A 19,386-nucleotide genomic window follows, 5' to 3' on the forward strand; every position below is an offset into this window, starting at 1 on the left:
AGGCCGCCTGCAGCGGAACGTCGGTCGCTGCGCGCGTCTGCAAGGGCTGGACGGGGTGAGTCGCCGCGTCCCGCTCAGGCGGCGAGATGCCAACCCTGCTCGATATGTGCAGCGTGAAAGGAGAAGGCTTCGGCGCTGTCCGTTATCGCGATCGCGATGTCGGCGTATGACGCGCCGTGCTTCAGCACGTCTGTCCAAAATTGCACGCCACTTACCTCCGCGTGCCGGCCCAGGGCGCCGACGTAGAGATGGTCAATGAATTCTCTCGCGTCGAGCGTGCCGAATCGAGAGCTGAACTCCATCGAGTCGAGCATCACCTTCGCCACTTCACTCTTCGAAAGTCCATTCGCGCTGGCAAGCGTGAGCGAACGGAGACCGTCGGCGTCCGGTGGCCGCCCAAGAGTCGCGTAGTAGAGCCGGGCCACATCGGCGGCGGTCTTATCAGGCACGAACAAGCCGCTCGCGAAGATGGGCTCCAGGACCGTCTGGGCCTCCGCAGAGGTTGCGATCACCATTGCGATGTCAGCGCACGCCGCTCCCCGCTCCAGCGCATCCCTGAAGAACTGCAGGCCAGTCGCGTCAGCACTACGGTGGAGAGCATTCTGATAGAGGTTCTCGATGAACGCCGTGCTGTCGCTGGTCAGCGTCTGGGCAAGATACTCGGTCGAGGTCAGAAGCGCCCGCGAGAGATCTGTCGGTTGGAGCCCATCCTCCAATGCATCAGCCCAGTATTCGAGACCGAGCGTGTCAGGTGCCCTCCCAAGCACCGCTTGGTAGATCGCGTAGATCTGTCCTCCCACTTCATGGACAGAGTCGGCGAAGCTTCCGAACGAAAGCGCGCTCGTGTCGTGTGCTGGCTCTGCGGGAGCATGCCCATCGAACGGAGTGGCAACAGTTCCTGACCCAAGAATTGCAGTTCCACTCGGGGGCGGAAACTGACCCACCTTTGAGAGACTTGCAGAGACGGCTGCGGACAGATGCTCTCCGGTGTAGGCGCTTACCACATCCAGGATGGCATTTGCATCGGTGCCGGCTAAGTGAAGCTCTTGCGCCGCCTCCCCTTGTGCCGTCCGGCTGATCGCGCTGATCGCCGTGAGATAGGCGACCGGGTTCGCTGCATTGAAATTGGTTGCCGTGATCAGCGCATTGCTCGCCGCGGCGATGGCCGCGAAGCCCGAAGCTTGCAGTGCGGCTACTCCCGCCTCCTTCGCGAGTTCGAGGAGAGCTTCGTAACGCGTCGTCCAATCAGCAGCGCCGCGGTCGAGTATCCGCGCGAGCAGAGTCGGATCCGCGGCGAGCACCGCATAGGCGTCGGCTGTCGCTCCGACGTGATGAAGGAGCGTGACGGTGTCGCGTAGGATCGCGTCCGCCGCATAGACCGCGGCGGCAGAGGCTTGGCCGAGCTGAACTCCGACTGCGGCGTCGAAGCGCGTCACATCGATCTCTCCGGACAAGCCGGCCGCCGTGCGCAGGACCGTCCGGGACGCGGCGAGATCGCCGCCCGTCGCGACGACGATCCGGTCGAGAAGGGTTGTCAACGAGCTGATGACGAGCGATCCAGCCGGCGCGGCAAGGGAGTCGGTCGCGCCGAGTCCGGTCACCGTGTCGAGGCCGCCGGTCAGGAGCAGCCTTCCAGCGCCCGGTGCCGGGAAGTCGAAGTGACCCGCCGTATCCGTCGTGGCCGACACCTCGTTTGCGTCGTGCAGGCCGTTGCCGTTCGCATCGGCGAAGACGAAGGCATCGCGCAGCGATCCGTACCCGGCCAAGCCCCAGCTCGTGCTCGCGCGCGGCTCGACGGCACCGGACGTGGAGGTGCCCCCGGTCGCAATGGAGGGGGTAAGGGTGCCGAGTTCAGGAGGCGTCACAGCCATGCTCCACGCGAAACCATTGTGCGGGACGAGGCGCGAGCGATCAGCGCCGATGAGCGCGACCGCTCACGGTTGGCATCGTTCGGTCCGTGTCCGGATCTGCGTCGGCGGATGTCAGCGTCGCGTCATCCGCCGCGCCATTCCCTTTTAACAGTCCGTTAAAATCAGAGCCAGGAATGGAATCGCACGGCGCGTCGGCACACTCAGTTAAGGTAAATTTCAAGCACGGCGGCTTGGATTACTGGGGACAACGGCCTGTCCTGCGCCACCCGGTTCGGCGGCGTGCCCGGCCACCTCACTCCCACTCGATCGTGCCGGGCGGCTTCGAGGTGATGTCGTAGGTGACCCGGTTGATGCCCTTCACCTCGTTGATGATCCGGGTCGCGACCCGGCCGAGGAAGGCCATGTCGAAAGGGTAGAAATCCGCCGTCATGCCGTCGACGGAGGTCACGGCGCGCAAGGCGCAGACGTGATCGTAGGTTCGTCCGTCGCCCATCACGCCCACCGTCTTCACGGGGAGGATCACCGCGAAGGCCTGCCAGATCGTGTCGTAGAGGCCCGCCTTGCGGATCTCCTCGAGGTAGATCGCGTCGGCCTTGCGCAGGGCGTCGAGCTTCTCGGCGGTGATCGTGCCGGGGCAGCGGATGGCGAGGCCCGGGCCCGGGAACGGATGGCGGCCGACGAAGGCGTCCGGCAGGCCGAGCTCGCGGCCGAGAGCGCGCACCTCGTCCTTGAAGAGCTCGCGCAGGGGCTCGACGAGCTGCATGTTCATGCGCTCGGGCAGGCCGCCCACGTTGTGGTGGCTCTTGATGGTGACGGACGGGCCGCCCGTGAAGGAGACGCTCTCGATCACGTCCGGGTAGAGGGTGCCCTGCGCGAGGAAGGCCGCGCCGCCGATCTCCTTCGATTCGGCTTCGAACACGTCGATGAAGAGGCGGCCGATCGTCTTGCGCTTCACCTCCGGGTCGCTGACGCCCTCGAGCGCACCGAGGAAGACATCCTGCGCCTCCACGTGCACGAGCGGGATGTTGTAGTGGTCGCGGAACAGGCGCACGACCTCCTCGGCCTCGCCCGCGCGGAGCAGGCCGTGGTCGACGAAGACGCAGGTGAGCTGCTCGCCGATCGCCTCGTGGATGAGCACGGCCGCCACCGCCGAGTCGACGCCGCCCGAGAGGCCGCAGATGACGCGCTCGCGGCCCACCTGCGCCCGGATCTTCGCGATCGCTTCCTCACGGTAGGCGCCCATGGTCCAGTCGCCGGAGCAGCCGGCGATGTCGCGGACGAAATTGCGGATGAGGAGCGCGCCGTGCGGGGTGTGGGCCACCTCCGGGTGGAACTGCACCGCGTAGAACTTGCGCGTTTCGTCGGCTACCGCCGCGAAGGGCGCGTTGCGTGAGATCGCCACGGTGGTGAAGCCGTCCGGCAGCTTGGTGACGCGATCTCCGTGGCTCATCCAGACGGGGTAGTGCTCGCCCACGTGCCAGACGCCCTTGAACAGGGCGGATTCCGCCAGGATCTCGATCTCGGCCCGGCCGAACTCGGCGTGATGGCCGCCCTCGACCTCGCCGCCGAGCTGGGCCGCCATGGTCTGCTGGCCATAGCAGATGCCGAAGATCGGCACGCCTGAGTCGAACACCACCTGGGGGGCCCGCGGCGACGCCTCGGTCGTCACCGATTCCGGACCGCCGGAGAGGATCACGCCCTTCGGCCGCGTCTCCGCGAAGGCCTCGGCCGCCTTGGTGAAGGGCACGATCTCGCAGTAGACGCCCTCCTCGCGCACGCGCCGGGCGATCAGCTGCGTCACCTGGCTGCCGAAATCGACGATGAGGATCTTGTCGTGGTCGGTGGTCGTCATGGCCCCGAGTTAGACGAGCGCCCGCGCCCGTGCAACGCGCCCGCTCGCAGGGCTGGGGAGCGCCCGGCCGAACGCTGGGGACCGCGTCGGCCCGGCCGGCCTCGGCGTAGGCCGCCGCGAGCGGAACCGCACCGTTAAGTTGATGTTCACGCTTGGGCGGCGAAACGGGCCGCCCAGTCCACACGCTTAGGAGCCTCACGCCATGAGAGCAACGATCCTCGGACTCGCCGCCGTCGCGCTCGCCGGCATCACCCCTGCCGCCGCATTGCCCGTCACGGGCGGGTCGCTCGTCGCGCCCGGAAACGGCATCGAGCAGGCGCGGGTCGTCTCGCGCACCGTCATCCGCGGCCCGCGCTGCAAGACGGTCGTGGTCAAGCGCCGCGGCCCCTACGGCCGCATGGTGGTCGAACGCCGCCGCCGCTGCTTCTGAGGCGCCCGCACGCGCACCGAGATCTGCGAATGGCCCCTCTCAGGGGCCATTCGTCCTTTCAGCGCCGCGTCAGCGTCGCGACGTAGAAGCCGTCCGTGCCGGTGAGCGCCGGGCTCATCTGCAGCCCGTGCTGGGTGAGGCGCACGGATCCGGCAAGGCCCGGCAGAGCGGCCGCCACGACATCCTCGGCAGGCACCACCGCGAAGGCATCGCCGGTGCGCGCGAGCAGCCCCAAGACCGCCCCATCGTTCTCCTCCGGCAGGAGCGAGCAGGTGATGTAGGTGATCCGGCCGCCGGCGCGCACGAGCCGCGCCGCTCGGTCGAGAACGGCGGCCTGCTCGGCGAGGCGGGTCGCGAGGCTGCCCGGGCGCAGCCGCCACTTCGCGTCCGGGTTGCGGCGCCACGTACCCGTCCCCGTGCAAGGCGCGTCCACGACGACGCGGTCCACCGCACCGTCGAGATCCTCCAGCACGTCGGCCCGGGCCCGGCCGGCGCGGGGCGTGCGCACCTCCGCGACGGCGCCGGCCCGGCGCAGGCGCTCGTGGATCGGCGCGAGGCGGCGCGGATCGCCGTCCGTCGCCACGAGCCGGCCGGCATTGCCCATCTCCGCCGCGAGTGCCAGCGTCTTGCCCCCTCCCCCGGCGCAGAGATCGACCACCGTCTCGCCCGCGCCAGCTCCGGCGAGCAGGCTCGCGAGCTGTGAGCCCTCGTCCTGGATCTCGTACCAGCCGTCGAGGAACTCGGCCTCGACATGGAGGGCCGGGCCCCGTCCGTCGGCGCCGATCGGGATGCGCAGCCCATGCGGGGCGAGCGGGGTCGTCTCGGCCTTCAGATGGCCGAGGCCCGCGAGCGCGTCGGCCCGGCCGCGCTTCAGCGTGTTGATGCGGATGTCGAGCGGCGCGCGGCGGCCGAGGGCGCGCAGTTCCGGCAGGAGGTCGTCGCCGAGTGTCGCGCCGAGCGAGGGCAGCACCCAGTCGGGCGCGTCGCCGGCGACCTCGGGCGGTGCCTCGGCCAGATTGCCCCTCTCCAGCCGCTCCCGCTCCGCCTCTGTGAGCGGTGCGGGCGCGAAGCGCTCGCCGCTGAACAGGGCGGCGATCGTCGGCGCGGCCAGGCCCTGCTGCAGGCGCAGCGAGCCGATCAGCACGGCGCGCGCGCTGTCCTCGCCCATGATCCAGGCGGCGGAGGCCCGGCGGCGCAGGGCGTCATAGACGAGGCTCGCGATCGCCGCGCGGTCGCCGGAGCCGGCGAAACGGTGGGCGAGCCCCCAGTCCTTCAGGGCATCGGCGGCCGGGCGGCGACGCTCGGCGATGTCGGCGAGAACCTCGATGGCGGCGGAGCAGCGGGCTGCGGGGGTCAGGTCGAAATCTCCTAATAACGATTCACGCTGCCGCGATACGGCCACGCTTCCCGCTCAGGCGGGCCACATTGCGGCCGAGCTTCCGGCGCGATCCGGCGTCAGAACGCGAGGGCGTCGTCCTCGTCAACGCCGGAGTCACCGAGCCAGCCATGTCCCCCGTCACCCATCTCGCCGTCGCCGGCCTCCTGGCGCTCGCCGTCGCCGCCTGCTCGACGGCCCCGGCCGCTCCCGATCTGACGCCGCCGCCGCGCCGCCCCGTCGACGCCAAGACGCAGCTCGAATACGGCAACCCGCCGCCGCCCCCGCCGCCCGGCGCGCGCTACTGACGCGAGCGGTCAGGCGCTCTCGCGGGCGCGCCGCCGCTCGTAGCTCTTCAGGTGGGTGTAGGCCCGCTCGAGATGCGGGCGGGCCGCCTGCGGGGCGAGTTCCCTGCCCCGCGCGATCAGGTCGCCCACGATGTGGTCGGCCTCGACGCGGCCGCCGCCCTCGATGTCGCGCAGCATCGAGGCGGTGACGGCCGAACCCTCCTGCGTCAGCATCGTGCGCGCCGCGGCGGCGACCTTGGCCCGCGGCTCGAAGCCCGCCGCCGCGGCGACCGCGACGCACTCCGCGTAGAGACCCTCGAGGAATTCGCGGCCGCCCGGCGCGCCGACGATGTCGCCGATGCCGGCCCGCATCAGGCAGGTGCTGCCCGCGAGCGTCGCGAGGAAGACCCACTTCTCCCACATCTCGAGCAGGATGGCGTCGCTGCGCTTCGGCTGGAAGCGTGCGCCCTGCATCAGGGCATCGACCGCCTCAAGCCGGGGCGATCGCGCCCCGTCGCGCTCGCCGTAGGTGAGCGTGCAGAACTCGCTCATGTGGCGGATCTCGCCCGAGGATCCGAGCGTCGCGACGATGGAGCAGGAGCCGCCGAGCACGCGCTCACGTCCGAAGCGGGCGTCGAGGGCGTCGAGGTGGCGCATCCCGTTGAGAATCGGCAGCACGGCGGTGTCCGGACCGATGGCCGGGGCCACGTCGTGTATCGCTCCGTCGAGATCGTAGGCCTTGCAGGAGAGGAGCACGAGGTCGAACGGCCCGCCCTCCCCCGCGGCGAGCGCGTCGGCCGTGAGCGTCACGGGCGCGGTGATGTGCGCGTCGCCGAGAGGGCTCTTCACCGAGACACCCTCGGCCCTCAGCCTCTCGGCGCGGGCCGGGCGCACTAGGAAGGTCACGTCGCGCCCTGCCTCCGCGAGGCGCGCCCCGTAGTAGCCGCCGGTCGCCCCTGCTCCCACCACGAGCACCCGCATCGCACGTCTCCCGCCTCGGACCCCTGTCCGGGCCCTCCATGCGCGCGCCGGGGCGCGGATGCAACGCCGGTTCAGGCCGCGAGCGGCGTGAACAGGATGCGCCACGCGAACAGGAGCCACATCAGGCCCAGCACGGCGACGCCGGCCATGTAGGCCCGGAACCGGGCCGGCACGTGGTTCGAGGTGACGAAGATGCCAGCATGCACGAGCCGCGACAGGACGAAGATCCAGGCCATCACGACGAAGATCAGGTCGGCCTTGCGGGTATAGAGCGCGAGCGGCACGAGGGCGAAGAACAGGACCGGGATCTCGAACTGGTTCGAGAAGGCGTTCGCCGCGGCCTGGACCCGCGGCGGCCAGTTGCGCTCGCCGAGCGCGATGTCGCCGATTCGCACCCGCCCGGCGCCGATCTCGGCGAAGCGGCGCCGGCCCATCACCATCATCAGGGCGAAGACGAGGAGCACCTGCACGAAGACGGGCGCGAGAACGGCTTGGACGGTCATCGATGAGGCCCGTGGGCGCGGACGCACGCGTTCCGCCCCTGCTTCCACGCGGAGATACGGCGGAACGTGAGCCTCAGGTGCGGCTCGGGTAGTTCGGGCTCTCGCGGGTGATGGTCACGTCGTGGACGTGGCTCTCGCGCAGGCCGGCATTCGTGATGCGGATGAACTGCGCCCGCTCCTGGAAGTCCGGCACCGTGCCCGCGCCGACGTAGCCCATGGCGGCGCGCAGGCCGCCGACGAGTTGGTGCAGCACCGCCGCCACCGGGCCCTTGTAGGGCACCTGTCCCTCGATGCCCTCCGGCACGAGCTTGTGGGTCTCGCTGACCTCCGCCTGGAAGTAGCGGTCTGCGGAGCCGCGGGCCATGGCGCCCACCGAGCCCATGCCGCGGTAGCTCTTGTAGGAGCGGCCCTGGTAGAGGAACACCTCGCCCGGCGCCTCGTCGGTGCCGGCGAGCAGCGAGCCGAGCATGGCCACCGAGGCACCCGCCGCGATGGCTTTGGCGAGATCGCCCGAGTACTTGATGCCTCCGTCGGCGATCACCGGCACATCGGCCTCGTGCGCGGCCTCCACGGCCTCCATCAGGGCGGTGAGCTGCGGAACGCCGACGCCCGCGACGATGCGGGTGGTGCAGATCGAGCCCGGGCCGATGCCGACCTTGATGGCGTCGGCCCCTGCGTCGATGAGCGCTTGCGCGCCCTCGCGCGTGGCGACGTTGCCCGCCACCACCTGGACGGCGTTCGAGAGCTGCTTCACGCGGCGCACGCTCTCCAGAACCTTGATCGAGTGGCCGTGCGCGGTGTCGACGACGATCACGTCGCAGCCCGCGTCGATCAGGCGCTCGGCGCGCTCGAAGCCGCTGTCCCCCGTCGTGGTCGCGGCGGCGACCCGCAGGCGTCCCTGCTCGTCCTTGACCGCGTGCGGGTAGGCGACGCGCTTCTCGATGTCCTTCACCGTGATCAGGCCGATGCAGCGGTAATGGTCGTCGACGACGAGGAGCTTCTCGATCCGGAACTGGTGCAGGAGGCGCTTCGCCTCGTCCTGGGTCACGCCCTCGCGCACGGTGATGAGGCGGTCGCGCGTCATCAGCTCGGCGACCGGCTGGCCCGCGTTGGTGGCGAAGCGCACGTCGCGGTTCGTCAGGATGCCGACGAGCTTGCCGCGGGAGCCGTTGGGCCCGCGCTCGACCACCGGGATGCCGGAGATGCGGTTCGCCTTCATCACCTCGAAGGCGTCGGCCAGGGTCTCGTCCGGATGGATGGTGATGGGGTTCAGCACCATGCCGGACTCGTACTTCTTGACGAGGCGGACCTGCTCGGCCTGCTCCGGCGGCTCGAGGTTGCGGTGGATGACGCCGAGCCCCCCGTTCTGCGCCATGGCGATCGCCATCGGCGCCTCGGTGACGGTGTCCATGGCCGAGGAGAGGATCGGCAGGTTCAGCGAGATCGTGCGCGTCAGCCGGGTCGCCACGTTGACCTCGGTCGGCATCACCGAGGAGGCCGCAGGGCGCAGGAGAACGTCGTCGAACGTCAGGCCCTCGATGATGGACTCGGAGCTGATACGGGCCATGTGCCAACTACCTCACGGGCGTCGCGCCGGGCCGGATTCGGCACTACGGCGTCAATGGGTTGGCACGGGCCAGTATCACGCGCGGGTGCGGGGCGCAAAGGCGCGCCGCGCCGGGGCAACAGGAAAACGGTCGGAGCCGCCCTGCGCCGGCCGCATGGCGGCCGAAGCGTCCGCCGCGCGTCAGTTCGAGCGGGCGGCCGGCCCCTTGTCCGTCCAGTCGGGCGGCAGGCCGATATAGTCGCCGATGATGCCGTCGATGCCCGGCGCCCGGCCGAACGCCTCGCAATCGGGGTCGAGCGGCGCCTCGCCGAGAACGGTGACGCGCACGCGGTCGTAGGTCGGCAGGGTCAGGGGGGCCTTGAACGGGTCCTGCCCGGTGGCCAGGAAGAAGCCGAAATCCTGCCCGAACTCGCCGGCGAGGTCGTAGATGTCGCTGGCGGGCGAGACGCGCGCCTGGTTCGTGAAGGCGTTCGCCGCGCCGCCCCAGACCATGGCGGCCCGCTGGTCGTGGCGGCGGTCGAGCGCCTCGGCCTCCACCGTGAGGCTGCCGAGCCCGATCGGCAGGCGCGGGATCGGCACGCGCCCGACGGCGGTGGCGAAGCCGACGCCGACCTGCGAGGCGATGGTGACGGCCGCCGAGGTGGCGATGGTGGCGCCGGCCGCCGGCACGTTCGTCATCTCGGCCCGGGTCACGGCCGCGCGGATCGTCAGGTCGGCCTTGCGGGTCGAGACGACGTCGTAGCGGAGCGACAGCTCGTAGCAGAGGGCGCGGTCGGCGGCGTTCGCCACGAGCTTGCGCTCCACCGGCGTCAGCCCGGGGGCGACGAGTTCCGAGAACTCCGTCGGGATGATGCGGACGGTGCGGGTCTGCGGCAGGGCGGCGGGATCGAGGTAGATGCGGGCGCGGCTCGCGGTCTCCTCGCTGGAGACGAGGCGGTCGTAGCGGGTGAGCGAGCCGGTCTCGTTCAGGAGCACCGTGCCGCAGGCGGCGACGAGGGTGAGGACGCCGATGCCGGCGGCGAGGCGCGGGAGAGAGCGGGGCGAAGTCGGCCGAAAACGCATCCTGTCACTTTCGCGGCGAGGGCTCGTGCGTCGGCGCGCCCGCCGCGTCCATCCCGCCGCGCGGGGCATGGGCCCGTCGCGCAGTGGAGGCTGGAGCGGCAGCGGCAGGCCGGCGTGTTGCGGCTGAGCTTAAGCGGCTTCCCCCTCGCCCGGAACGGGATTCGCCGTTAACGAAACACTTACGGCCGGCCCTGTGGCCCGCGCGACACGAACCAGCAACACACGTCCGGGCCCCCAATCTCATCCCGCGCGCTTCCCGCGCGCCGCAACCTCGACCGGACCTCGACCATTTCCCGCCCGATGCGCGCCTCCCGAATCGTCCCCCTCGTCGTCGCCACCGCCCTGTTCATGGAGAACACCGACTCGACGGTGATCGCGACGGCGCTGCCCACCATCGCGGAGAGCCTCGGGGAGGATCCGATCGCGCTGAAGCTCGCGCTGACCTCCTACCTCGTCAGCCTCGCCATCTTCATCCCGATCAGCGGCTGGATGGCCGACCGCTACGGCGCCCGCACGGTGTTCCGGGCGGCGCTCGCCGTGTTCATGGCGGGCTCGCTCGCCTGCGCCGCCTCGAACGGGCTCGGCTGGTTCGTCGCCGCGCGCTTCCTGCAAGGGATCGGCGGGGCGATGATGGTGCCGGTCGGCCGCCTCGTGATCCTGCGCAGCGTGCCGAAGGCGGAACTCGTCACCGCGCTCGCCTACCTGACGATCCCGGCCCTGATCGGCCCGATCATGGGCCCGCCCCTCGGCGGCCTCATCACCACCTGGCTCGACTGGCGCTGGATCTTCCTCATCAACATCCCGATCGGCCTGATCGGGATCGGTCTCGCCACCGCCTTCTTCGAGGACATCCGCGAGCCGGACCGCCCGCCCCTCGACGTTTCGGGCTTCCTCATGCTGGCGCTCGGGCTCGCCACCCTGATGCTCGGCCTCGCCTCGACGGGACGCCACCTGCTGCCGGACTGGCTGAGCTGGAGCTGCCTCGGCGTCGGCGCCGCCCTGCTCGTCCTCTACCTCCGGCACTCGCGGGCAGTGGCGCACCCGGTACTCAGGCTCGATCTGTTCCGGCACCCCACCTTCCGCGCCTCCGTGGTCGGGGGCAGCCTGTTCCGCATCGGCACCGGCGCGATCCCGTTCCTGCTGCCGCTCATGCTGCAGATCGGCTTCGGGCTCGATCCGCTGCAATCGGGCCTCATCACCTTCGCGGCGGCGGCGGGCGCCATGTTCGTGAAGTCGGTGGGTCCGCGCATCCTGCGCACCTTCGGCTTCCGACGCGTGATGGTGACGAACGCGGTGCTCGCGGCCTGCTTCCTCGCGGTGAACGGCCTGTTCACGGCGCAGACCCCGCACTGGCTCATCATCGCTCTGCTCTTCGTCGGCGGCTGCCTGCGCTCGGTCCAGTTCACCTGCGTGAACGCCATCGCCTACGCCGACCTCGAATCGCGGGACATGAGCGCGGGCACGAGCCTCGCCAGCGTGGCGCAGCAGATCTCGCTGAGCCTCGGGGTCACCATCGGCGCACTGGCGCTGGAGGCCGCCGCCGGCTGGCACGGGCGCAGTGCCATCCGGGCGGAGGATTTCGCCCCGGCCTTCCTCGCGGTGGCCCTCATCTCCGGCGCCTCGGTCCTCGCCTTCCGGCGGCTCGCGCCGGACGCGGGCGCCGAGGTCTCGGGACAGCGCCTCGCCCGGGCGCAGTCGGCCGCAGCGCCGGGGCGGAACTAGGCCGCCGCCCGCGCCGGCGCGCCGGCGGCGCGCTTGGGGCGGGCGGGCGCCTTCGAGCCTCCCTTCGCCCCGCCCCTGGCCGGCGCGCGCGCGGCGCCCGAGCGCCAGCCCTGCCAGCTCCAGGCGCCCGGTCCCGTCAGAGCGTACATCAGGAAGCCGCCGGCGAGGCCGAGATCGGCCAGGAACAGGGTGCGCTCGGCGACCGCCGCGGCGCCGATGAACTGCCAGAACGGGTGGAGGAGGAACGCCATCGCGGCGGCGAAGCCCGCGAGCGCGATTCCCGTGAGACGCGGCAGGACGCCGAGGATCAGCGCCACGGGTCCGAACACCTGCACGATCACCGCCGCCGTCGCGAGGGCGTTCGGGGCCGGCAGGCCGGTCCCGGCGAGCGTCAGCGCGAAGCCCGACACGTTGAGCGCCCGCGCGATGCCGGTCGGCAGAAGCGCCGCCGCGAGGAGGAGGCGCGAGGTGAGAAGCAATCCGTCCTGGGCGCGGGCGATCACGGGAGAGGCTCCGGTCTCGAAGGGGTCGCCCGCAGGCTCGCGGGCGGGCGTGAAGACCGGGTTAAGGTTGCGGGGTTCTCAACCGGAGACGCCGCCCCGGAACAGGCGACCGCGCTCGGTCCAGGCGACCACGACGAGGGCGAGCGCGCCGAGCCCGGCGTAGCCGACCCCGATCGGCAGGGTGGTGCCGTCGAAGGACTGGCCGATCACGTAACCGCAGAAGGCGCCGAGGATCGTCGTGTAGAAGCCGAGCACCGAGGAGGCGGTGCCGGCGATGGCGCCGAGTGGCTGCAGCGCCAGCGCGTTGAAGTTCGGCATCGCGAAGCTGATCAGGAACTGGTTCAGCGCCAGCACGGCGAGGAACAGGGCAAGCGGCGGCTGTCCCTGAAAGGCGAGGCCGACGCCGACCTGCGCGAGGCCGACCGCGACGAAGGCGATCAGCCCGGCATGCGAGAGCGGGCGCATGCCGAGGCGCCGCACGGCGCGCGCGTTGACGAGCGTCGCCGCACCCATCGCGCCCGCCACCAGGCCGAAAGCCAGCGGGAACAGGCTGCCGAGATGGTAGAGGCCGGTATCGAACACCTGCTGCGCCGAGCCGACATAGCCCATGATGCAGCCGGTCAGCAGGCCGAGGGCCGTGGCGTAACCCACCGCCGTGCGGTTGCGCAGGGTCGTGAGCAGCGCATCGCCGGTGGCGCGGACGGACAGGGGCCGCCGGTACTCGGGATGCAGCGTCTCCGGCATCCGCGCGGTGAACCAGAGGACGAGGATGCCGGCCAGCACTAGCATCGACACGAACACGTAGGTCCACGAGCCGAGCGCCAGCATCGCGCCGCCGATCGCGGGGGCAATCATCGGCACGATCAGGAACACCATCATGATGAGCGACATCACGCTCGCCATCTCGCGCCCCGCGAAGCGGTCGCGCACGATCGCCGTCGAGAGCACGCGCCCCCCCGCCGCACCGAGCCCCTGGATCACCCGGGCGGCGAGAAGCCAGCCGAAGGAGGGCGCGGCCATGGCGAGGAAGCAGCCGGCCACGTAGATCGCGAGGCTCGCCAGCAGCACCGGCCGGCGCCCGAGCGCGTCGGAGAGCGGCCCGTAGACGATCTGCGCCACGCCGAAGCCGATCATGTAGACATAGACGAGAAGTTGCAGGCTGTTCGGGTCCGCGATGCCGAAGCGCGCCTGGATCGCCGGGAAGGCGGGCAGAAGGTTGTCGATCGAGATCGCCGTGACCGCCATCATCAGGGCGACGATGGCGACGAACTCGGCGAATCCCGGCCCGGTCCAGGGCGGTGCCTCGCGCACGGGCGCGGCCTCGGGCACGGAATGGCGGATCGGTGCGGTCACGGCTTGCCTTCGGGGCGTGGGCTCGGGATCGAGGGAACGCGCGGGCGGTGGGATCGGCGCCGGGCGCGGTTCGCGGCCGGTAGAGCGGCACGGCGCGGGCCGATGTGTGCGGGCGCACGGACGCTTTCGCGCCGCAATGAAGGTTGAGGCTCTGGCACAACCCTGGGCCGCACCCTGAGTCGATTCCGGGGCTGCCTCGCGTCGGAGGGCCCGCATGCACAGCGTCCGCGTCGCCGCGTTCCTGCTCCTCGGCCTCGCCTCCCTGGCCGCCGGTCCTGCGCATGCCGAGCCGGACGAGGATTTCGCGACGCGCGCCGAGGCGCTGATCCGGCCGTTCACGGCCGGCGGGCTCTTCTCCGGCGCGATCCTCGTGGCGCATCGCGGGCAGCCGGTCCTGCGGCGGGCCTACGGGCTGGCGAACCGGGAATGGGACGTGCCGAACACGCCGGAGACGCGCTTCCGGGTCGGCTCGATCACCAAGCAGTTCACGGCCGCGGCGATCCTGAAGCTCGCGGAGGCGGGCAAGCTCTCCCTCGACGATCCGGTCGCGCGGTTCTACCCGCAGGCGCCGCCTGCCTGGGAGCGGGTGACGATCCGTACGCTCCTCAACCACTCGTCCGGCATCCCGAGCTACACGAACCTGCCCGACTACTACGCGCGCATCCAGCGGCTGGAGATGAGCCCGCGGGCCATCGTGGCCCTGACGGCCGACAGGCCGCTGCTCTTCGAGCCGGGCAGCAGCTTCGACTACAACAACACGGGCTACGTCCTGCTCGGCCTCGCGATCGAGGCCGCCTCGGGCCAGCCCTACGAGCGCTATCTGCGCGAGGCCGTGTTCGCGCCCCTCGGCCTTGCCGGCATCGGGTACGACGACGCTGCCGAGATCCTGCCCCGGCGCGCCGCGGGCTACCGGCACGCTCAGGGCCGCTGGCGCAACGCCTTCCCGATCGCCTCCAGCATCCCCTACGCGGCCGGAGGCCACTACGCCACGCTCGACGATCTCCTCGCCTGGGACCGCGCCCTGTTCTCGGGACGCGTGATCTCAACGGAGTCGCGGGGCGCCATGTTCACCGATTACGGCTACGGCTACGGGCTCGGCTGGTTCGTCGGCGCATCGCGGGGGCACCGGCTGTGGTCGCACGGGGGCAACCTCAACGGCTTCCTGACGATCAAGGACTTCTACCCCGACGACGACCTCACGGTGATCGTGCTCGCCAACACCGAGACGGCGCCGGTCCAGACCATGGCCCGCGAGCTCGCCGCGCTGTGGTTCGGCGTCGCCGAGCCGGGCCCCGAGATCGTGCTGGAGCCCGAGATCATGGACCGCTACGCAGGCCGCTACCGCCTCGACGGGCAGGGCACGCTGACGCTCGCCCGGGAGGGAGGCCACCTCCTCGTGGCGACCGCCGGCGAGCCCGCCGTGCCCTTCGCGCCGGAGGGCGACCGGACCTTCCTCTCGCGGGACCGTGATGCCCGCATCACCATCGACACCGAGCCGGACGGGCGGCCCACCGGGCTAATCCTCACCCGCGGCGGCACCGAGACGCTCGCCGAGCGGGTCGAGGGCGAGCCGCAGCACTGAGGGCCCGCCTCGGCGCGGCGGTCGCCAAGCCCGCGGTTCGGGGCTAACATGCCCGCGTCAGACGACGGCCGCCGCCCCGCACGGGAGGATCGCAACGCCACGATGGCACCGACGCCGCCCGTCCGGATCCGGACGCCGCGCCCTGCTCCCCGACCCGTATGGCCAAAAGTCCAACTTGATTTGGGGAGCCATCTGCCATTGGCTGCCGCCGAGAACGCAGCAGCGCACAAGAAACGCTCACCGGAGGAGACATCCATGAACAAGCCGGAATTTCTGGGCTCGACCACGAAATCCCCCTTCTCGGCCCGCTACGAGAACTTCATCGGCGGCCAGTGGGTCCCGCCGGTCAACGGGCGCTACTTCGAGAACACCTCCCCGATCACCGGCCGCGTCGTCTGCGAGGTCGCCCGCTCGGACGCGCAGGACATCGAGAAGGCCCTCGACGCTGCGCACGGGGCCAAGGAAGCCTGGGGCCGCACCTCCCCGGCCGAGCGCGCCCGCATCCTCAACAAGATGGCCGACCGGATGGAGGAGAACCTCGATCTGATCGCGCTGGCCGAGACCTGGGACAACGGCAAGCCGATCCGCGAGACGACCCACGCCGACATCCCCCTCGCCATCGACCATTTCCGCTACTTCGCCGGCTGCGTGCGGGCGCAGGAAGGCTCGATCTCCGAGATCGACCACGACACGGTCGCCTACCACTTCCACGAGCCGCTCGGCGTCGTCGGCCAGATCATTCCGTGGAACTTCCCGATCCTGATGGCGGTCTGGAAGCTCGCCCCGGCGCTCGCCGCCGGCAACTGCGTCGTGCTCAAGCCCGCCGAGCAGACACCGGCCTCGATCCTCGTCGTGCTGGAGCTGATCGGCGACCTGCTGCCCCCGGGCGTGCTCAACGTCGTGAACGGCTTCGGCCTCGAGGCCGGCAAGCCGCTGGCCTCCTCGCCCCGCATCGCCAAGATCGCCTTCACCGGCGAGACGACGACGGGCCGGCTCATCATGCAGTACGCCTCGCAGAACCTCATCCCGGTGACGCTGGAACTCGGCGGCAAGTCCCCGAACATCTTCTTCGCCGATGTGGCGAACGAGGACGACGACTTCCTCGACAAGGCGCTCGAGGGCTTCACGATGTTCGCCCTCAACCAGGGCGAGGTCTGCACCTGCCCGAGCCGCGCGCTCGTGCACGAGTCGATCTACGACCGCTTCATCGAGAAGGCGGTCAAGCGCGTCGAGGCGATCAAGCAGGGCTCGCCCCTCGATCCCGCCACGATGATCGGCGCGCAGGCCTCCGGCGAGCAGATGGAGAAGATCCTCAGCTACATCGACATCGGCCGGCAGGAGGGCGCCGAGGTGCTCACGGGCGGCGAGCGCAACCGCCAGGAGGGTGACCTCGCCGAGGGCTTCTACGTGAAGCCGACCGTGTTCAAGGGCCACAACAAGATGCGGATCTTCCAGGAGGAGATCTTCGGGCCCGTGCTCTCAGTGACGACCTTCAAGGACGACGCGGAGGCCCTCTCCATCGCCAACGACACGCTCTACGGCCTCGGCGCCGGCGTCTGGACCCGCGACGGGACCCGCGCCTACCGCTTCGGCCGGGCGATCCAGGCGGGACGCGTCTGGACGAACTGCTACCACGCCTACCCGGCCCACGCGGCCTTTGGCGGCTACAAGCAGTCCGGCATCGGCCGCGAGACCCACAAGATGATGCTCGACCATTACCAGCAGACGAAGAACATGCTGGTGAGCTACTCCCCGAAGAAGCTCGGCTTCTTCTGAGAGCCTCGCCCCGCACGAGGAGCGCCCCGGCCGAGAGGCCGGGGCGTTTTCGCATCAGGGGGCGGCGGCAGGGCCTGCACGGCGGCTTTCCCTGCCCCAGATGAGCGGCAGCGACAGCGGCTTTCGACGGAGAGGATGCGCCATGACCGAGCTGAACGTCGAGACCAACACAGCCGAGCAGGCCGGCGTCGACGGCACGCCGCTGCGCGTCACCGCCACCCCGGCCGCCCTCGAACTGATCGACGAGTTGCGCGCCGAGTACGGGCCCGTGATGTTCCACCAGTCCGGCGGCTGCTGCGACGGCTCGTCGCCGATGTGCTACCCGGTCGGCGACTTCATCACGAGCGACGGCGACGTCCATCTCGGCCAGGTCGGCGGCGCGGATTTCTTCATCAGCCGCTCGCAGTTCGAGGTCTGGAAGCACACCCACATCATGCTCGACGTGGTGCCGGGCCGCGGCGGCATGTTCTCCCTCGAGAACGGCCGCGAGAAGCGCTTCCACATCCGCTCGCGCCTGTTCTCGGCCGCCGAGAACGAGGCGCTGGCGGGCGCCTGCCGGATCTAGGCCTCGGCCGGTATGCCCGCGCCTGCCGGCCCCCTGTAACCGGTCGCCAGCACGTAGAGCTCGCTCGAATCCGCCCGGCTCGCGGGCGGCTTCACGTGGCGGACCTGCGCGAAGTCGCGCTTGAGGTCGTTGAGGAGCGTGCCCTCGGTGCCGCCCTGGAAGACCTTCGCCACGTAGGCGCCACCCGGGGCCAGGATCTCGCGGGCGAACTCGGCCGCCGTCTCGGCGAGTCCGATGATGCGCAGGTGGTCGGTCTTCTTGTGGCCGGTCGTGTTCGCGGCCATGTCGGACATCACGAGGTCGGCCGGTCCGCCGAGGAGGTCCGTCAGCCGCTGCGGCGCGCTCGGGTCGAGGAAGTCGAGGGTGATGAATTCGACGCCCGTCATGGGCTCGATCTCGAGGAGGTCGATGCCGACGACCCTACCTTGCGGCCCCACCACCTTCGCCGCCACCTGCGACCAGCCGCCCGGCGCCGCGCCGAGATCGACCACCCGCTGGCCGGGCTTGAGGATGTGGAAGCGCTCGTCGATCTCGAGGAGCTTGAAGGCGGCGCGCGAACGGTAGCCCTCGCGCTTGGCGCGGGCCACGTACGGATCGTTGAGCTGCCGCTCCAGCCAGCGCTTCTGGGAGACGGTGCGCCCGCGCCCCGTCTTCACCCGCTGCTTCAGCTCGCCCCGAACGCCGCCTCCCCCGCCGCCGGCCCCGCGCCTGTCGCTCAACGATAACCTCCACGGCGCCACACGCCGTCCTCGCGCATCATGTTCATCAGGAGCCCCTCGCGCAGGCCGCGGTCGGCGATGCGCAGGCGCTCCGACGGAAAGGCGCGCCGGATCGCCTCCAGGATCGCGCAGCCCGCCAGTACCAGATCGGCGCGATCGCGCCCGATGCAAGGGTTGTCCGCACGCTGCTCCAGCCGCGTGTCGAGCAGATCCTCGATCGCGTCCGTGACCTCGGCGTCGCTCATCCAGAGCCCGTCGACCCGGCGCCGCTCGTAGCGCGCCAGCCGCAGGTGCATGGCGGCGAGCGTCGTCACGGTGCCGGAGGTGCCCAGGAGATGGAAGTGCGGCGCGGTCGCGGCGGCCGCCGCCCGGATCGCGAAGCGGGCGAGGAGGTCTGCCACCTCCTCCACCATGCCCTCGAACATCATCCGGGTGACCTCGGCGCCGCCGTGGCGCTCGGCGAGCGTCACGACGCCGACGGGCAGCGAGTCCCAGGCGCGGATGCGCAGGGTGGGGTCGGCGGAGGGGTTCGTCGCGGCGCCGTCGAGCCAGGCGATCTCGGTGGAGCCGCCCCCGATGTCGAAGATCACGACCGATTCCGCCCGCGGATCGGCGAGGGCTGCGCAGCCCGTCACCGCGAGGTACGCCTCCGTCTGCCGGTCCACGATCTCGAGGTCGAGGCCGACCTCGTTGCGCACGCGCTCGACGAAGTCCGCGCCGTTGGTGGCGAGCCGGCAGGCCTCCGTCGCGATGATCTTGGCGCGCACGACTCCGCGGGACTGCATTTTGGCCCTGCAGATGCGCAGCGCCTCGACGGTCCGCTCCACCGCGGCCTCGGTCAGCCGGTCGGAATTGCCGAGGCCCTCCCCCAGGCGGACGATGCGCGAGAAGGCGTCGATGACGCGGAACCCGTGGGAGGCGGGCTCGGCGATGAGCAGGCGGCAATTGTTGGTGCCGAGGTCGAGGGCGGCGTAGGCGCTGCGGCGACCGTTCCGCCCGGTCGCGGCGTGGCCGGGCGCGGGATGGCGCAGGGACCCGGCGCCGGCACTCCCCGAGCGCGGCGCTTCGCTCGTGAAGCGCGACGTCGACGCCCCTTCGCGGGGCGCCGACGGGCCGGCCGCGGCAGGGCGGGCCGGCGTGGCGGCGGCACTCTCGTCCCTCATCGGCGGTGCCGAGATCCTCAACGCGTGGCCTGGGCAGAGAGCCGGCCATCATTCACGAAAGAGCCTACAAGTTCG

Annotated in this window: 17 protein-coding genes; 6 read left to right on the top strand and 11 right to left on the bottom strand. The window is 70.8% G+C overall.

Annotated features, from left to right (window positions below; all coding sequences use genetic code 11):
• Positions 1 to 74: 74 nt before the first annotated feature.
• Both MOX02_RS20135 and guaA read right to left on the bottom strand, forming a co-directional pair.
• Positions 75 to 1,766 (bottom strand): DUF4214 domain-containing protein, encoded by a 1,692-nt coding sequence (locus MOX02_RS20135; protein WP_170267934.1) that lies wholly within the window; start codon positions 1,764 to 1,766, stop codon positions 75 to 77.
• Between the two features lie 397 nt (positions 1,767 to 2,163).
• The gene (gene guaA, locus MOX02_RS20140; protein ID WP_147027584.1) at positions 2,164 to 3,723 is read right to left on the bottom strand and encodes a glutamine-hydrolyzing GMP synthase; all 1,560 of its coding nucleotides are present in this window, start codon (positions 3,721 to 3,723) and stop codon (positions 2,164 to 2,166) included.
• 202 nt (positions 3,724 to 3,925) lie between these two features.
• Here guaA and MOX02_RS20145 point away from each other — a divergent pair, with 202 nt between their 5' ends.
• Positions 3,926 to 4,153 (top strand): hypothetical protein, encoded by a 228-nt coding sequence (locus MOX02_RS20145; RefSeq protein ID WP_147027585.1) that lies wholly within the window; start codon positions 3,926 to 3,928, stop codon positions 4,151 to 4,153.
• Between the two features lie 58 nt (positions 4,154 to 4,211).
• Here the strand turns inward: MOX02_RS20145 and MOX02_RS20150 are convergent, their stop codons facing one another.
• Positions 4,212 to 5,510 (bottom strand): RsmB/NOP family class I SAM-dependent RNA methyltransferase, encoded by a 1,299-nt coding sequence (locus MOX02_RS20150; RefSeq protein ID WP_147027614.1) that lies wholly within the window; start codon positions 5,508 to 5,510, stop codon positions 4,212 to 4,214.
• A 149-nt stretch (positions 5,511 to 5,659) separates the two neighbouring features.
• On the opposite strand from MOX02_RS20150, the gene MOX02_RS31385 reads away from it, so the two are divergent.
• Complete coding sequence (locus MOX02_RS31385; RefSeq protein ID WP_170267935.1) at positions 5,660 to 5,836, top strand: hypothetical protein; 177 nt, start codon at positions 5,660 to 5,662, stop codon at positions 5,834 to 5,836.
• A 9-nt stretch (positions 5,837 to 5,845) separates the two neighbouring features.
• On the opposite strand, the gene panE is transcribed toward MOX02_RS31385, so the two are convergent.
• The 4 genes from panE to MOX02_RS20170 all read right to left on the bottom strand — a co-directional run bounded on the left by panE (position 5,846) and on the right by MOX02_RS20170 (position 9,928).
• Entirely contained in the window at positions 5,846 to 6,796 is a 951-nt protein-coding gene (gene panE, locus MOX02_RS20155) for a 2-dehydropantoate 2-reductase (protein ID WP_147027586.1), read from the bottom strand.
• 71 nt (positions 6,797 to 6,867) lie between these two features.
• Positions 6,868 to 7,299 carry an MAPEG family protein gene (locus MOX02_RS20160; RefSeq protein WP_147027587.1) on the bottom strand — a complete coding sequence of 144 codons (432 nt, stop codon included), beginning with the start codon at positions 7,297 to 7,299 and terminating at the stop codon, positions 6,868 to 6,870.
• A 73-nt stretch (positions 7,300 to 7,372) separates the two neighbouring features.
• Complete coding sequence (guaB, locus tag MOX02_RS20165; protein WP_147027588.1) at positions 7,373 to 8,866, bottom strand: IMP dehydrogenase; 1,494 nt, start codon at positions 8,864 to 8,866, stop codon at positions 7,373 to 7,375.
• Between the two features lie 180 nt (positions 8,867 to 9,046).
• A complete protein-coding gene (locus MOX02_RS20170) occupies positions 9,047 to 9,928 on the bottom strand; it encodes a DUF3313 domain-containing protein (RefSeq protein WP_147027589.1) in 882 nt (293 codons plus the stop codon).
• 300 nt (positions 9,929 to 10,228) lie between these two features.
• On the opposite strand from MOX02_RS20170, the gene MOX02_RS20175 reads away from it, so the two are divergent.
• Positions 10,229 to 11,650, top strand: coding sequence for an MFS transporter (locus tag MOX02_RS20175; protein ID WP_147027590.1), 1,422 nt, complete (start codon positions 10,229 to 10,231; stop codon positions 11,648 to 11,650).
• On the opposite strand, the gene MOX02_RS20180 is transcribed toward MOX02_RS20175, so the two are convergent.
• Complete coding sequence (locus tag MOX02_RS20180) at positions 11,647 to 12,153, bottom strand: DoxX family protein (protein ID WP_147027591.1); 507 nt, start codon at positions 12,151 to 12,153, stop codon at positions 11,647 to 11,649. The genes MOX02_RS20175 and MOX02_RS20180 overlap by 4 nt on opposite strands.
• A 78-nt stretch (positions 12,154 to 12,231) precedes the next feature.
• Entirely contained in the window at positions 12,232 to 13,506 is a 1,275-nt protein-coding gene (locus MOX02_RS20185) for a multidrug effflux MFS transporter (protein WP_373866772.1), read from the bottom strand.
• A gap of 214 nt (positions 13,507 to 13,720) precedes the next feature.
• Between MOX02_RS20185 and MOX02_RS20190 the strand changes: the two genes are divergently transcribed.
• From MOX02_RS20190 to MOX02_RS20200, 3 genes are all read left to right on the top strand, one after another.
• On the top strand, positions 13,721 to 15,088 hold the full coding sequence (locus tag MOX02_RS20190; protein ID WP_147027592.1) for a serine hydrolase: 1,368 nt from the start codon (positions 13,721 to 13,723) through the stop codon (positions 15,086 to 15,088).
• 255 nt (positions 15,089 to 15,343) lie between these two features.
• On the top strand, positions 15,344 to 16,864 hold the full coding sequence (gene adh / locus MOX02_RS20195; RefSeq protein ID WP_147027593.1) for an aldehyde dehydrogenase: 1,521 nt from the start codon (positions 15,344 to 15,346) through the stop codon (positions 16,862 to 16,864).
• Positions 16,865 to 17,006: 142 nt separating this feature from the next.
• Positions 17,007 to 17,429 carry a DUF779 domain-containing protein gene (locus tag MOX02_RS20200; RefSeq protein WP_147027594.1) on the top strand — a complete coding sequence of 141 codons (423 nt, stop codon included), beginning with the start codon at positions 17,007 to 17,009 and terminating at the stop codon, positions 17,427 to 17,429.
• Here the strand turns inward: MOX02_RS20200 and MOX02_RS20205 are convergent.
• Both MOX02_RS20205 and MOX02_RS20210 read right to left on the bottom strand, forming a co-directional pair.
• Positions 17,426 to 18,148: an RlmE family RNA methyltransferase gene (locus MOX02_RS20205; RefSeq protein ID WP_147027595.1), complete on the bottom strand. Its 723-nt coding sequence runs from the start codon at positions 18,146 to 18,148 to the stop codon at positions 17,426 to 17,428. The genes MOX02_RS20200 and MOX02_RS20205 overlap by 4 nt on opposite strands.
• The gene (locus MOX02_RS20210) at positions 18,145 to 19,311 is read right to left on the bottom strand and encodes a Ppx/GppA phosphatase family protein (RefSeq protein WP_147027596.1); all 1,167 of its coding nucleotides are present in this window, start codon (positions 19,309 to 19,311) and stop codon (positions 18,145 to 18,147) included. The genes MOX02_RS20205 and MOX02_RS20210 overlap by 4 nt, the downstream gene beginning before the upstream one ends.
• Positions 19,312 to 19,386: the final 75 nt, after the last annotated feature.

The sequence above is a fragment of the Methylobacterium oxalidis genome (assembly GCF_007992195.1).
Taxonomy (GTDB): domain Bacteria; phylum Pseudomonadota; class Alphaproteobacteria; order Rhizobiales; family Beijerinckiaceae; genus Methylobacterium; species Methylobacterium oxalidis.

What these genes read in the sequence shown, in the direction of transcription:
- guaA (WP_147027584.1), bottom strand. Translation starts at nt 3,723, where the DNA reads ATGACGACCACCGACCACGACAAGATCCTCATCGTCGATTTCGGCAGC.
- MOX02_RS20145 (WP_147027585.1), top strand. Translation starts at nt 3,926, where the DNA reads ATGAGAGCAACGATCCTCGGACTCGCCGCCGTCGCGCTCGCCGGCATC.
- MOX02_RS31385 (WP_170267935.1), top strand. Translation starts at nt 5,660, where the DNA reads ATGTCCCCCGTCACCCATCTCGCCGTCGCCGGCCTCCTGGCGCTCGCC.
- panE (WP_147027586.1), bottom strand. Translation starts at nt 6,796, where the DNA reads ATGCGGGTGCTCGTGGTGGGAGCAGGGGCGACCGGCGGCTACTACGGG.
- MOX02_RS20160 (WP_147027587.1), bottom strand. Translation starts at nt 7,299, where the DNA reads ATGACCGTCCAAGCCGTTCTCGCGCCCGTCTTCGTGCAGGTGCTCCTC.
- guaB (WP_147027588.1), bottom strand. Translation starts at nt 8,866, where the DNA reads ATGGCCCGTATCAGCTCCGAGTCCATCATCGAGGGCCTGACGTTCGAC.
- MOX02_RS20170 (WP_147027589.1), bottom strand. Translation starts at nt 9,928, where the DNA reads ATGCGTTTTCGGCCGACTTCGCCCCGCTCTCTCCCGCGCCTCGCCGCC.
- MOX02_RS20175 (WP_147027590.1), top strand. Translation starts at nt 10,229, where the DNA reads ATGCGCGCCTCCCGAATCGTCCCCCTCGTCGTCGCCACCGCCCTGTTC.
- MOX02_RS20190 (WP_147027592.1), top strand. Translation starts at nt 13,721, where the DNA reads ATGCACAGCGTCCGCGTCGCCGCGTTCCTGCTCCTCGGCCTCGCCTCC.
- adh (WP_147027593.1), top strand. Translation starts at nt 15,344, where the DNA reads ATGAACAAGCCGGAATTTCTGGGCTCGACCACGAAATCCCCCTTCTCG.
- MOX02_RS20200 (WP_147027594.1), top strand. Translation starts at nt 17,007, where the DNA reads ATGACCGAGCTGAACGTCGAGACCAACACAGCCGAGCAGGCCGGCGTC.
- MOX02_RS20210 (WP_147027596.1), bottom strand. Translation starts at nt 19,311, where the DNA reads ATGAGGGACGAGAGTGCCGCCGCCACGCCGGCCCGCCCTGCCGCGGCC.